We start from the raw sequence: 13,444 nt of genomic DNA, 5'->3' as shown, positions 1-13,444 counted from the left end.
GTCCCCCTGCACCTCCTCCCCGATGCCGTGGATCGACCGCATGGCGCGAAAAGGGAACGAAGCCGGCAGCTTGGTCCTTCCGTGGTCGTTCGGCGGGGAACGCTCGATCAAGCGACCCAGCGCCGACGGCACCGTGCTGATCGTCGCCTTGGTTCTGGCGCTGATCGGTCTCGTGATGGTCTTCAGCGCCAGCGGCGTCGTGGCGGGCAGCCGGTTCCAGGACCCGATCTTCTTCCTGAAGCGGCAACTCGCCTGGCTGATGGTGGGCTTGCTGCTGCTGCAGATGGCGAGCCGGCTCGATTATACGATCTGGCGGCGCGCCGCCTTGCCCATTCTGGGTGTCACGGCCCTGCTCTTGGTCCTCGTGCTGATCCCCGGCATCGGCACCGCGGCGAAGGGCGCCCGCCGATGGCTTCGCCTGGGCGCGGTGTCGATTCAGCCCGCCGAGATGGTCAAGCTCGTGGTGGTTCTGTACCTGGCCGCCTATCTCAGCAAGAAGGGCGAACGGATCAAGGAGTTGGCGCGCGGCTATCTCCCGCCGTTGGTCGTGGTCGGGGTGCTGAGCGCGCTCGTGTTGCTCCAACCCGATCTCGGCACCGTCGTCGTGGTCGGTATCGTGACGCTCGGCCTGCTCTTCCTCGGCGGCGCACGGCTGGCGCATCTGTTCGCGGTCGTGCCGGTGCTGATCGCCGCGACGGCCGTGCTCATTTGGAAATCGCCCTATCGATGGCAACGGCTGATGACCTTCCTCGATCCGATGAAGGATCCCACGGGGTCGGGCTTCCAGGTGAACCAGTCCTTCCTGGCGTTCGGCAGCGGCGGCCCGTTTGGGGTGGGGCTCGGTGAAGGGAGGCAGAAGCTGTTTTTTCTGCCGGAAGCGCACACGGATTTCGTACTGGCGTTGGTGGGGGAAGAGCTCGGCTTGATCGGCACCTCGGCGATCATGCTGCTGTTCACCGTCCTCGTCCTCAAGGGATTCCAGATTGCGGGCCGCGCGCGCGAGCCGTTCGGGCGGCACTTGGCGCTCGGGATCACCCTGCTCATGGGCGTGCAGGCGCTCATCAACGCGGGTGTTGCGACCGGCCTGCTGCCGACCAAGGGACTCACGCTCCCGCTCGTCAGCTACGGCGGCTCGTCGCTCGTGATGAACCTACTGGCCGTCGGCATCCTCTTGAGCATTTCACGCGACCGCCAGCCCGGTCGCTCCTTGATGCGTTATGGCGGGACCAAAGCGGCATGACGATCGTCATCGCGGCCGGGGGCACGGGAGGGCACCTCTACCCGGGCGTCGCCCTTGCACGCGAGTTTCTGCGCCGCGACCCGCGTGCGGTGGTCCGGTTCGTAGGGACGAGCCGGGGCATCGAAGCCAAGGTTCTGTCCCACGAAGGGTTGCCGCTGGATCTGATCGATGCCCGCCCGGTCATGGGGTTGGGGCTCCGCCAGGCGGGGGCCGCGCTGCTCGCGCTTCCCAAGGGGCTGGCCCAGTCATGGCGCCTGCTGCGCGCGGTCCGGGCGGACCTCGTCATCGGCATCGGCGGCTATACGAGCCCGCCCGTCCTGCTGGCGGCCGCGCTCTTGAGGATTCCGCGCGTCATCCTCGAGCCGAACGCCTACCCGGGCATGGCGAACAAGCTGCTCGGACCCCTCGCCCAACGGGTCTTTCTGGCATTCGAGACCGCGGCCGGCCACTTTGCCCCCTCGAAAGTCAGGGCCGTCGGGACGCCGATCCGCCGAGCCTTTCTCGACGCCGTTGCGGAACCCCATGCGGAGGACCCGGCGCGGCGCCGACTCTTGGTTTTCGGAGGCAGCCGCGGGGCGCACGCGATCAATCTGGCCATGCTGGATGCGGTCCGGGTCATGAGCCAGGAGCAGGCGGCGATGCGCCGGCTTCGGATTACGCACCAGACGGGCGAGGCGGACCACGAGCCGATCAAGGCGGCGTACGACGCGTCCGGGGTCGACGCGACCGTGGTCCCGTTCCTGTTCGATATGCCGACGGCGCTGCGGGCGGCCGATCTGGTCGTCGCCCGCTCGGGGGCGATGACGCTCGCCGAGCTGACGGCCTGCGGGAAGCCGTCGATCCTGGTCCCGTTGCCCCATGCCATCTATCAGCACCAAGCGCGCAACGCCGAGGTGCTGGAGCGAGCCGGTGCGGCCGTGGTGATTCCACAGTCGGAGTTGACCGGCGCCCGGTTGGCCCGGGTGATCGCCGCGCTCATCGACGAGCCCGGACGGCTTGCGATGATGGGCGAACGCAGCCGGAGCTTGGCGAAAGTCGATGCGGCGGAAGCGATCGTCGAAGAATGTTTGACCATGCTAAGGGAGGGGCGGGGCTAGGGGCCGACAGGAGGCAAGGGAACGGCGTTCCCTTGGGCCTCTAGCACCCGCCGTCATTATGTTTCGAAAAATCCAACACATCCATCTCGTAGGAATCGGGGGGTCGGGAATGAGCGGGATCGCCGAGGTCCTGCTGACGTTGGGCTATAAGGTGACCGGGTCCGATCTCCACGCCTCGGAGACGACCCGCCGGCTGGAGGAGCTCGGCGGGAAGATCTTCATCGGCCATCACGAGTCGCATGTCGGGGAAGCGCAGGTCGTGGTGATCTCATCAGCCGTCGCCCCGAGCAACCCGGAGGTCGTGGCTGCGCGCGCCAAGCCCATCCCCGTGATCCCCCGGGCCGAGATGCTCGCGGAACTGATGCGGCTCAAGTACGGGGTGGCGATTGCGGGCGCGCATGGGAAGACGACGACCACGTCGATGGTCGCGACCATTCTCGCCCAGGGGGGCTTGGACCCGACCATCGTCATCGGCGGGAAAGTCAACGCCCTCGGGAGCCACGCCCGATTGGGCCGCGGCGACCTGCTCGTGGCCGAGGCGGACGAGAGCGACGGCTCGTTTCTCAAGCTGTCGCCGTCGATCGTCGCCGTGACGAACATCGATCGGGAGCATTTGGATCATTACGGCACGATGGAGCGGCTGGAGGACGCCTTCTTGGAATTCATCAATCGCGTCCCCTTTTACGGCCTGGCCGTCCTCTGTCTCGATGACGATCGGCTTCGCGCCTTGCTCCCGAAGGTGGTCAAGCGCTATCAGACCTTCGGGCTCCGCGAGCAGGCCGGGGGCGGTGGGCCGGACTTTCGCGCGGTGGACATCGTCATGAAGCCGGGGGAGTCCGAGTTCCGGGCGTTCTTCCGGGACCGCCATCTCGGCCCCTTTCGGTTGCAGGTGCCCGGCGTCCACAACGTCTCGAACGCGTTGGCGGCGATGGCCATCGGGCTCGAGCTGGACGTCCCCGTGGATCTCATTCGCAAGGGGCTCGCGGGATTCACGGGCGTGGAGCGCCGCTTCCAACGCCGGGGTGAACGAGGCGGCGTGATGGTCGTGGACGACTACGGCCATCACCCGACGGAGATCAAGGCGACGTTGGCGGCCGCGAAGCAAGGGTGGCAGCGACGGCTCGTCGTCCTCTTCCAGCCGCACCGCTATACACGGACGCGCGATCTGCTCGATGAGTTCGCCGGCGCCTTTCGGGACGCCGACCTGCTGGTCGTGACCGACATCTATCCCGCGGGTGAACGGGAGATCCCGGGCGTGTCGGCCGAGAAGCTGGCCGACCGGATCCGGGCGACGGGTCATCCGTCGGTGACCTATATCGAGCGGAAAGATCAGGTGGCCGAGCGCGTACGTCCGATGCTGCAGCCGGGCGATATGGTGTTGACGCTGGGGGCCGGAGACATCTGGAAGGTCGGTCCGGAGTTGTTGGAGCGGTTGTAATGGAGGCGCTGGCGATGCCGCGAGTACCACGGACGGTCGGCGGGAAGGCCGAGCGCGATGCGGCCCTGCGGGCGGCCGTGGCGGGTCTCGCCGGCGAGGTCCGTTTTCACGCTCCGCTCAAGGAGTACACGTCGTTCCGGATCGGGGGGCCGGCGGACGTGTTGGTGGTTCCCGACGGGGTCCACGACGTCGTGCGATTGATGCGGCAGGCCGGCGCGGCCGAGGTGGCGGTGTTCGTGCTGGGCGGCACCAATCTGCTGATCCGTGATGGCGGCATCCGAGGCGTCGTGGTCAGCCTGGCACGGCTCAAGGCCATTCGGGACGAGCCGGGATCCGTTCTCTATGCCGAAGGCGGGGTGACGATGCCGGCCCTGCTCCAGCATGCGATGAGCCGCTCACTCACCGGGCTCGAATGGTCGGCCGGCATTCCGGGCACCGTGGCCGGGTGCGTCGTGATGAACGCCGGGACCCGCTTGGGGGAGATGAAGGACGTGGTGAAGGCCGTGCGCCTGGTGGATGAGAAAGGCGGCCTTCGAGACATTCCTGCGGAGTCGATTCCCTTCGGATACCGGCGCGCGCGGTTGCCGCACGGCGTCATCGTCGGCGTGTCGCTGCAACTGGCTCCGGGCGTGAAAGAGACGATCAGGACGGTCGTCAAAGACTACCTCCGCTATCGGAAGGAGACCCAGCCGCTCACGGTGCCCAATGCCGGGTGCGCCTTCAAGAATCCCGGGCCGGAACCGGCCGGCCGCCTGATCGAGGCGGCCGGCTTGAAAGGGCTGCGGGTCGGGGACGCGCAGGTCTCGCCGAAGCACGGCAACTTCATCGTCAACCTCGGCCAGGCGCGGGCGGCGGACGTCCTGACGTTGATCGAGACGGTCACCCGGAGAGTTCGAGAGAAGACGGGGATCGGGCTCGAGCTCGAGCTTAAGGTCGTGGGGGAAGACTAGCATGCGGGTGAGGACCACAGGGCGAGGGGCGGAACCCGCCTCGGCGAGCGGGCCGCTGACGCACGCGCGCATTGGTGTACTGATGGGGGGGCGCTCGGCGGAGCGCGACATCTCGCTCCGGACGGGACGCGCGGTTCACCAGGCCCTGCTCCGGAAGGGGTACGACGCAGTCGCGCTCGACGCCGACGAACGGGTGGTCGAGCAGCTCCATGAGCACAAAGTCGAGCTCGTCTTTCTCGCCCTGCACGGTCCCGGCGGCGAAGACGGGGCGATCCAGGGGCTTCTGGAGACGCTCGGGATTCCTTATACGGGCTCCGGGATCCGGGCGAGCGCCATCGCGATGCACAAGGGCGTGACCAAGACGCTGCTGCAATGGGCCCATATCCCGGTTCCCGGAGGGCTCGTCGTCGTGCGGGACCGTCCCCTGCCCAAGCGGGTTCCCGCGCACCTGGCCTTGCCGCTCGTCGTCAAGCCGGCGTCGCAGGGATCGACGATCGGGGTGACGATCGTGAGGAAACCGTCGCAGTGGATGGAGGCATTGGAGCGCGCGCTCGAGCACGACACCGACGCGATCGTCGAAACCTATATCCCGGGCCGTGAGGTGACGGTCTCGGTCCTGTCGGGAACCGTGCTCCCGGCCGTGGAAATCCTGGCCCCCGGCGGCTTCTACGACTTTTCCGCGAAATATCAAAAAGGGCAGACTGAGTATCGCTGCCCCGCCCCGCTGGCCAGCCCGCTCGTCAGACGCCTGGCCGACTGGGCGCGCCGGAGCTACGAGCTGATCGGATGCGAGGGCGCGGCGCGCGTGGACTTTCGGATTACGCCGCGGGGAAAACCGTATGTCTTGGAGATCAATACGACGCCGGGGATGACTGAGACGAGTCTGTTGCCGATGGCCGCGGCGCGCGCCGGCATGGACTACGACACGCTCACGGAACGGATCCTGGCGTCCGCGCTTTCGCGGGCGGAGCGCATGAAGGCGTTGGAACGATGATGCGGTGGCGTCGCACAGCGCGGCGTCGCCCCGCGGGCCCGCGGGCGAACGTACCGGTCAAGGGCGCGCGCGCGGGTGCGGCGCCGGTGGTGGGGGCGGATCAAGACCGCGAGCACGCTCCTCGCCGGCGCGGTCGCGATCGGCGGGGTCGTGTGGGGCGGCCATCTCGCCTCTCGTCACGCCGGTCCTGCCCTCGCCCGCATGGTGGAGATCAAGACGGTGTCGGTGACGGGCAACGACCAGGTGACGCGAACGGAGCTCATCGATCGATTGAAGCTGGAACCGGGCGCCTCGCTCGTCTCGGTCGATACGACGCGGTTGGCGGCGCGGCTCGCGGCTCATCCGTGGGTCAAGGAGGCGACCGTGAGCCGCGTCTTGCCCCATACGCTCGCCGTCCAGGTCGTCGAGCGGCGCCCGGCCGCCGTCCTCCGCTCGCCGTCGGGCAGCGTGCTGTTGGACGAAGAAGGCCGGCCGCTGACCCTGCTGTCCGAGTCGAACGAACCGGCGCTTCCGGTCCTCTTCGGCATCAACCCCAAGCGCGTGACGAACGGCGACGCCGAGTGGCTCACGGCGGCTCGAAAAGGCATTGAGCTGGCTGCGCTCTTGAGCCGGACGTTCGACGGGCGCCCCGAGGTGGACGTGAGCAACCCGGACAACGTCGTGGCGTACGTGCAGGGCTTGCGGCTGCAGTTCGGGACCGCCGAGTTCGAGGAGAAGTGGAACCTCTACCGCAAGCTCGAGCCCCATGTGGCCGGCGCCGCGGGCCATGGGCGGTCGGACGGCCAGAGCGAGATCGATCTCCGCTATCCGGGCAAAGTGATCGTGCGAGAAAGGGGGTAATCGCGGTGGCCAAGCGAGATCACATCGTCGTGGGATTGGACATCGGGACCACCAAGATTTGCGCGATCGTGGCGGAGATGACGGAGGAGCGGGCGATCAACATCATCGGGGTCGGATCGAGCCCCTCGCGAGGATTGCGCAAAGGCGTCGTCGTCAATATCGAGAGCACGGTCGAGTCGATCAAGAAGGCCGTGGAGGAAGCCGAACTGATGGCCGCCGTGCAGATCAATTCGGTCTACACCGGCATCGCCGGCAGCCACATCAGCGGGGAGAACGCCCGCGGAGTCGTGGCGCTGAAGAAGCAGGAGGTGACCCGCGCGGACATCGAGCGGGCGATCGAAACGGCCCGGACGGTGGCCGTCCTGCCGCACGACCGCCGGATTCTTCACGTCCTGCCGCGGGAGTTCATGGTCGACGACCAGGACGGCATCCGAGAGCCGCTGGGCATGAGCGGGACCCGACTCGAAGTGGACGTTCACATCATCACGGGCGCGGTGACGTCGGCACAGAACATCATCAAGAGCGTCAATCGCGCCGGACTGGATGTCGTCGACATCGTCCTCCAGCCGCTGGCCTCGAGCGAGGCGGTCCTGAGCCCCGAGGAGCGCGAGCTCGGCGTCGCGATGGTGGATCTGGGGGGCGGCACGACGGACCTCGCGATCTTCTCCGAAGGCAGCATCCGCCACACGGCGGTCCTGCCGATCGGCGGGCAGCATTTGAGCACGGATCTCGCGATCGGCCTGCGGACCCCGCAGGCCGAGGCCGAAAAGGTCAAGATCAAGCACGGGCTGGCCCTCGTCGACCTCCTCAAGGAGGACGAACAGGTCGAGGTGCCGAGCGTCGGGGACCGGCCGCCCCGTGAGATGCCGAGAAAGATGATCGCGGAAATCGTACAGCCGCGCGTCGAGGAGATGTTCGATCTCGTGCGGCGGGAGATCGTGCGCGCGGGCTACGAAGGGATGCTGGCGGCCGGCGTCGTGATCACGGGCGGGACCTCGATGCTCGAAGGGATGCCGGATGCCGCCGAGCGCGTGCTCGACTTGCCGGTCCGGCGGGGCGTCCCGTCGGGAGTCGGCGGCCTCCGCGACATCGTCAGCAATCCCATGTATGCCACCGGCGTCGGGCTCATTCTCCACGCCTGCCGGCATACCGACGAGCTGGAGACCGTGGGCGCGCGCAGCGGGAAGCGGTTCGGCCGCGTCTTCGATCGTATGCGGGGCTGGATGCTCGAGTTCTTTTAATCGGCTGGGCACGCCCAGCGTTGAGGAAGGGAGGGACGCGATGTTTTCATTTCAGGATGACGAGATCATGCCGGTCCGGATCAAGGTCATCGGGGTCGGCGGCGCCGGCTGTAACGCCGTCAATACGATGATCGGCTCCGGGCTGAGCCGAGTCGAGTTCATCGCGGCGAACACCGACGTGCAGGCCTTGGGCCGCTCGCTGGCTTCCTTCAAGGTCCAGCTCGGTCCGGAGCGGACGCGGGGTCTCGGCGCGGGCGCCAAGCCCGAGGTCGGCAGGGAGGCGGCGATCGAGAGCAAGGACCGGCTGCGCGATTCCCTCGAAGGCGCCGAAATGGTCTTCGTCACGGCCGGCATGGGCGGTGGCACGGGAACCGGCGCCGCGCCGATCGTCGCGAGCATCGCCCGGGATCTCGGCGCCTTGACGGTGGGGGTCGTGACCAAGCCGTTTCAGTACGAAGGGAAGCGGCGGTTGATGCACGCGGAAGACGGCTTGCAGGAGCTGCGCAAGAACGTCGACACGCTCCTCGTGATTCCGAACCAGCGCCTCCTCGGGCTGGTCGACAAGGCGACACCGCTGCTGGAGGCCTTTAAGGTCGCCGACGACGTCCTGCGCCAGGCGATCCAGGGCATCGCGGACATCATCACCACGACGGGGCACGTGAACGTGGATTTCGCCGACGTCAGGACCGTGATGACGTACACCGGCCGGGCGGTCATGGGGATGGGGGTCGCGCGGGGTCCGAATCGTGCGTTGGAGGCGGCCCAGAAGGCCATCTCGAGCCCTTTGCTCGAAGAGGGGACCGTGCAGGGGGCGCGCGGCGTGCTCCTGAACATTACCGGCGGCAACACGCTTTCACTGCACGAGGTCGACGAAGCCTCCTCGATCATCAAGGAGGCGGCGGATGCGGAGGCCAACATCATCGTCGGACAGGTGATCAATCCCGAGCTCGAGGACGAGCTGATCATCACCGTGGTCGCGACGGGATTCGAGCGCGACGAGCCGGTCTCGGCGCCGGCTGCGCCGGCCGCTGAACGGCCCAAGCACGTCCGCGCGCCGCAGCCGGCGCTGGCGGCCGCGCGACTCGGGACCGAACCGTCGGCCCAAAATCTCGAGCGGCCGGCGTTTCTCCGGCGGGTGAACGGGCAGCACGAGGCGCAAGAACGGCTGGGACTGGCCTTGGAAGATGAATGGGACGTTCCGACGTTCCTGCGGAAACATGCCGATTGATGGAGATGGGGCCGGCCGCCAGGCCGGCCCCGCGCACGGGGCGCCATGGCGACCGGATTGATCACGATTCCGGCCTTCCGAGGGCCGTATCGGGTGGGCCACTTCTTCGGGACGCGCCACCAGCGCCTGCCGGTTGCCGGTGCGGTGAGCCAGGGGAGCGAACTGGACCCCGTCGCGGTCGTCGCCGCGAAGCAGGTCCACGGCACCGACGTCTTGCTCGTCGAGCGACCGATCAATTCCGCCGGGGTGCTCCCCGGGACCGGGGATGCGCTGGTGACGAACCAACCTGGTGTCTTGCTGACGGTGCGAACCGCGGATTGCGTCCCCGTGCTCATCCATGACCCGGGCCGGGGCGTTGTGGCCGCCGTCCACGCGGGTTGGCGTGGGACGCTCGCGGGCATCGTCTCCAAGACGATCCAGACGATGCGCAGTCGGTTCGGCTCCGAATGCCACTCCTTGCGTATCGCCATCGGCCCCTCCGCCGGCCCCTGCTGCTATGAGGTCGATAAGGCTGTTCTCGGGCCGCTGTCCCGAGCCTATCCCTACTGGCGGCTGCTGATCTCGGAGACCGGACCAGGACGCGGTCTGCTGAACCTGAAGGAGTTGATCCGGCGCCAGGTCCAGGGGGAGGGCGTGGAGGACGCCCACGTTTGGATGGTCGGTCTGTGTACCATCTGTCGCCCGTCGTTGTTCTATTCCTACCGCCGGGAAGGGGTCGTCAAAGAGACGATGGTCAGTGGGATCATGCTGCCGCGCGGGACGGCCCGGCGCCCCGTACGCGCAAGAGCCAGGGTGTGTGCAGGCACTCGATTGCGGGACCACTGACACCGCGCGGCGCTTCTTGTACAATGCCGGCCTGAGGTGGGGACCGTCGTCCGCGTGCAGGCCACTGATCGAGAAGGGATCGGACAGCGAGTCCGTGAAGTTCGTGAGCGGATTCGGGAAGCGGCGGTGCGGTCGGGCCGGTCACCGGAGGCGGTGCGACTCATCGCCGCCACGAAAACAGTCCCGATCGAGAGCATCGTCGCCGCACTGGAGGCGGGGATCACCGATCTCGGCGAGAACCGGCTCCAAGAGGCGATCCCGAAGCTCGATGCGCTCGCCCATCGGGGCGTGACCTGGCACTTCATCGGCCGGCTCCAGCGCCGCAAGATCAAAGGGGTGGTCGGCCGGTTCGCGGTGATCCAATCGGTCGAAGCAGTCGATGTGGCAGAGGCCATCAGTCGCCGGGCGGGTGAGGCGGGTGTGTCCCAGGCCGTCCTCCTCGAGGTGAACCTTGCGGGGGAGGCGAGCAAGGGCGGCGTCGCACCCGAGCGGGTGATGGAGGTGTTGGCGGACCTCAGCCGACTGCCGCATCTGGTGGTCAAAGGGTTGATGGCAATCCCGCCGGCGACGAGCACCGCCGAGGAGGCGCGGCCGTACTTTCGAACGCTGCGGGTTCTGGCCGAGGCGGCCCGCGGGAGGGCGTTTCCCGGTATCCAGATGGATGAGCTGTCGATGGGGATGAGCCACGATTTCGAGATAGCGATCGAGGAGGGCGCGACGATGGTACGGATCGGGACGGCGATCTTTGGAGCCCGGCCGGGACGGCTCGGGGAATGACGAGCCCAGTGAGCCAACGGACCGCCGTGATCGGAGGCGGGCAGATGGCCGAGGCGCTGATCGGCGGCCTCTTGGCTGCCGGAGCGGCGACCGCCGAGTTCTTTTGGGCCACCGATCCGAGCGCGGCGCGACGCGCCCATCTGGACCAGCGGTTCGGCATCCGGGTGACCGAGGTGAACCGGGAGGCGGCCGCATGGGCGGATCTGGTCTTGCTCGCCGTCAAGCCCCAGGTCTTGGATGACGTCCTCGATGAGCTCAGCCCCGTCGTCGCGGGAAAGCTGATCGTCTCGCTCGCCGCCGGCGTTCCGATTCGACGATTGGCGGCCCGCTTACCGGCCGATGTTCGTCTCGTTCGCGTGATGCCGAACGCCGCGGTGTTGGTGCGCGAAGGCATGTCGGCGATGGCCTGCGGCGAGCGGGTGACCCAGGTCGACGAGGATCGTGTGACCGCGTTGCTGCGCGCCGTGGGGCGCGTCACGCGAGTAGACGAATCGCAGATGGACGCCGTGACGGGGCTGAGCGGAAGCGGACCCGCCTACGTCTTTCTGGCGCTCGAAGCCTTGGCGGACGGAGGAGTCAAAGCAGGATTACCGCGGGCCACCGCCGAGGTCCTGGCGGCGCAAACGGCGTATGGCGCCGCGCGGATGGTCTTGGAGACGGGGGAGCACCCGGGCCGGCTCAAAGACCGGGTTGCGTCGCCGGGAGGAACGACGATCGCGGGGCTGCACGTGCTCGAACAAGGCGGATTGCGGGCGACCCTCATCGGCGCGGTCGCCGCCGCGACACAACGCTCACAAGAGATGGGACGGTCATGTTTGTCATAGGCAACGTGTTGCAGGCGATCGCCGTCGTGCTCGACTATCTCCTTTGGTTCTACATGTGGATCATCATCGCGCGGGCCTTGATCTCCTGGGTCAATCCCGATCCTTGGAATCCGATCGTACAGTTTCTGCAACGGGTCACGGAACCGGTCCTCTATCCGATCCGGCGCCGGTTGGGGTTTGCCATGGGCATCGACCTGTCGCCGATCATCGCGTTGCTCATCATTATTTTTCTGCAGCTGGCGCTGGTACAATCGCTCAAGGATCTCGCCTTTCGCATGCATTGACCACGAGGTGACCATGAGACTGACCCCCCTCGACATTCAACAGATGACGTTCCGGGTTCGCCTGCGCGGTTACGACCGTCAGGAAGTCAAGCTGTTCCTCGAAGATTTGGCGGCCACGGTCGAGTCCTTGAACCACGAGAATGCCGCGCTGCGTGAAAAGCTGTCGGCGGCGGAGGAGCAGGTCACCGCGCTGAAGAAGGCCGAGACGACCCTCACGCACACGCTCGTGTCCACGCAAGCCATGGCGGACGACATGAAGCAGATCGCCCAACGGGATGCGGCGCTCCTGGTGAAGGAGGCCGAGCTCAAGGCCGGAGAGTTGTTGCGCGAGGCCCGGCAGGAATTGGCGAGCCTTCAACGCGACATCGCCGACTTGCGCAAGCAGCGGCTGCTGGGCATCGAGCGCCTCCGCTCGACCCTGCGGACCTTCGAACGGATGTTGGAGGTGGAAGAGGAGGAGGTCGAACAGGAGAACTCGATCTCGCGTGCCGCCGACAACCTGGCCACGGGCGGCGATCGCTGACGGACCGCCCCGTCCCTTCGCCGGATCCTCTCGCCGTCGGTTCATGGACATGGCTCAGATCGGTCCGATCGCTCAAGCCTTGGAAGGGGCGGTGGCGGACGGCGTGTTTCCAGGCGCGGTTCTCCTTGCGCGATGTCGGGGGCGTCTGGTCGTCGCCCGGGCGGTCGGGGTGACGAGCTCACGGACTCACGAACCGGTCACGCTCGAGACCGTCTACGATCTCGCCTCGCTCACCAAACCGCTGGCCACCGCCACCGCCGTCCTGCGCCTGGTCCAGGACGGAAGCGCCTCATTGGACGACCCGCTCCACCGTTATCTGCCGGAGCTCATCGAAAGGCCCGTCGGCGCGGTTTCCCTGACTCGCCTCTTGAGTCACAGCGCAGGCTTACCGGGATGGCAACCGTTGTACGAGGCGATCGCCGCGCGGGACCGAGCCGAACCGGGGTTCTTGGGGAGCGAGGCGGCTCGGCGGTTCATGGTCGACGCGATCGCTTCGGCCCCTTTGGCGTATCCACCCGGGACGCAGAGCGTCTACAGTGATCTCGGGTTCATTCTGCTGGGCGCCGTCGTCGAGCGCGTCTCCGGCTGCAGGCTTTCAGAGTTTTGCCGGGATCGAATCTTCGGGCCGCTGGGCGCCGCTCCGTTGGGATTCGGACCGCCGGCACAAGACGGATCGACGAAGCTCAGGGCCATCGCGCCGACCGAGGACAGCGCGTGGAGAGGAGGGATGCTCCAAGGGACGGTGCACGACGACAACGCGTACGCGCTGGGCGGCGTCGCAGGACATGCGGGCCTGTTCGGCGGGGCTCGGGCTGTTCTCACGGTCGCCGGGGCCTGGCTGTCGGCCTATCACGGGGAGGCTGGCTTTCTGTCGCCGACGTGGGCTCGCCACTTCGTCACCCGCCGGGCCGATGTCCCGGGATCCAGTTGGGCGCTCGGATGGGATACCCCCACGCCGCCGTCGTCGTCCGGCCGATACTTCTCGGCGCACTCTTTCGGTCACCTTGGGTTCACGGGGACGTCACTGTGGATCGATCCGCTCCCAAGGTTGGAAGTCGTCCTGCTTTCGAACCGGGTCCATCCGACGCGGGCCAACGCGAAGATCCAGCAGTTTCGCCCGCTGATCCACGATTTGATCTATGAGACGGTGATTGGGGGAGGGATGTGAAGCAGGGAGGGCGAC

Annotated in this window: 14 protein-coding genes; all 14 read left to right on the top strand. The window is 67.2% G+C overall.

Going from position 1 to position 13,444, the window contains the following annotated elements; translation table 11 throughout:
• Window positions 1–40: 40 nt before the first annotated feature.
• Window positions 41–1,240, top strand: coding sequence for a putative lipid II flippase FtsW (gene ftsW / locus ACWHYV_RS17925; protein WP_447977853.1), 1,200 nt, complete (start codon window positions 41–43; stop codon window positions 1,238–1,240).
• The gene (gene murG, locus ACWHYV_RS17920; protein ID WP_447977852.1) at window positions 1,237–2,337 is read left to right on the top strand and encodes an undecaprenyldiphospho-muramoylpentapeptide beta-N-acetylglucosaminyltransferase; all 1,101 of its coding nucleotides are present in this window, start codon (window positions 1,237–1,239) and stop codon (window positions 2,335–2,337) included. The genes ftsW and murG overlap by 4 nt, the downstream gene beginning before the upstream one ends.
• A 58-nt stretch (window positions 2,338–2,395) precedes the next feature.
• Window positions 2,396–3,775, top strand: a complete 1,380-nt coding sequence (gene murC / locus ACWHYV_RS17915; RefSeq protein ID WP_447977851.1) for a UDP-N-acetylmuramate--L-alanine ligase — start codon at window positions 2,396–2,398, stop codon at window positions 3,773–3,775.
• Between the two features lie 14 nt (window positions 3,776–3,789).
• The gene (murB, locus tag ACWHYV_RS17910) at window positions 3,790–4,725 is read left to right on the top strand and encodes a UDP-N-acetylmuramate dehydrogenase (protein ID WP_447977850.1); all 936 of its coding nucleotides are present in this window, start codon (window positions 3,790–3,792) and stop codon (window positions 4,723–4,725) included.
• A 1-nt stretch (window position 4,726) separates the two neighbouring features.
• Window positions 4,727–5,719 carry a D-alanine--D-alanine ligase gene (locus ACWHYV_RS17905; RefSeq protein ID WP_447977849.1) on the top strand — a complete coding sequence of 331 codons (993 nt, stop codon included), beginning with the start codon at window positions 4,727–4,729 and terminating at the stop codon, window positions 5,717–5,719.
• A 75-nt stretch (window positions 5,720–5,794) separates the two neighbouring features.
• Window positions 5,795–6,559 carry a cell division protein FtsQ/DivIB gene (locus tag ACWHYV_RS17900; protein WP_447977848.1) on the top strand — a complete coding sequence of 255 codons (765 nt, stop codon included), beginning with the start codon at window positions 5,795–5,797 and terminating at the stop codon, window positions 6,557–6,559.
• A complete protein-coding gene (ftsA, locus tag ACWHYV_RS17895) occupies window positions 6,559–7,800 on the top strand; it encodes a cell division protein FtsA (RefSeq protein WP_447980749.1) in 1,242 nt (413 codons plus the stop codon). The genes ACWHYV_RS17900 and ftsA overlap by 1 nt, the downstream gene beginning before the upstream one ends.
• Before the next feature lie 40 nt (window positions 7,801–7,840).
• Window positions 7,841–9,028, top strand: a complete 1,188-nt coding sequence (gene ftsZ / locus ACWHYV_RS17890; RefSeq protein ID WP_447977847.1) for a cell division protein FtsZ — start codon at window positions 7,841–7,843, stop codon at window positions 9,026–9,028.
• Window positions 9,029–9,073: 45 nt separating this feature from the next.
• Window positions 9,074–9,853, top strand: coding sequence for a peptidoglycan editing factor PgeF (pgeF, locus tag ACWHYV_RS17885; RefSeq protein WP_447977846.1), 780 nt, complete (start codon window positions 9,074–9,076; stop codon window positions 9,851–9,853).
• Window positions 9,854–9,889: 36 nt separating this feature from the next.
• Window positions 9,890–10,630: a YggS family pyridoxal phosphate-dependent enzyme gene (locus ACWHYV_RS17880; protein WP_447977845.1), complete on the top strand. Its 741-nt coding sequence runs from the start codon at window positions 9,890–9,892 to the stop codon at window positions 10,628–10,630.
• Window positions 10,627–11,454: a pyrroline-5-carboxylate reductase gene (gene proC / locus ACWHYV_RS17875; RefSeq protein ID WP_447977844.1), complete on the top strand. Its 828-nt coding sequence runs from the start codon at window positions 10,627–10,629 to the stop codon at window positions 11,452–11,454. Before ACWHYV_RS17880 ends, proC begins: the two co-directional genes overlap by 4 nt.
• Entirely contained in the window at window positions 11,442–11,738 is a 297-nt protein-coding gene (locus tag ACWHYV_RS17870) for a YggT family protein (protein WP_447977843.1), read from the top strand. The genes proC and ACWHYV_RS17870 overlap by 13 nt, the downstream gene beginning before the upstream one ends.
• Window positions 11,739–11,751: 13 nt before the next feature.
• Window positions 11,752–12,261: a DivIVA domain-containing protein gene (locus tag ACWHYV_RS17865; protein ID WP_447977842.1), complete on the top strand. Its 510-nt coding sequence runs from the start codon at window positions 11,752–11,754 to the stop codon at window positions 12,259–12,261.
• Window positions 12,262–12,310: 49 nt separating this feature from the next.
• Complete coding sequence (locus ACWHYV_RS17860) at window positions 12,311–13,429, top strand: serine hydrolase domain-containing protein (RefSeq protein ID WP_447977841.1); 1,119 nt, start codon at window positions 12,311–12,313, stop codon at window positions 13,427–13,429.
• Window positions 13,430–13,444: the final 15 nt, after the last annotated feature.

This window comes from Candidatus Nitrospira bockiana, from assembly GCF_965152565.1.
The sequence above is the reverse complement of the archived record's forward strand: the minus strand, read 5'-3'. Positions and strand labels throughout refer to the sequence as shown.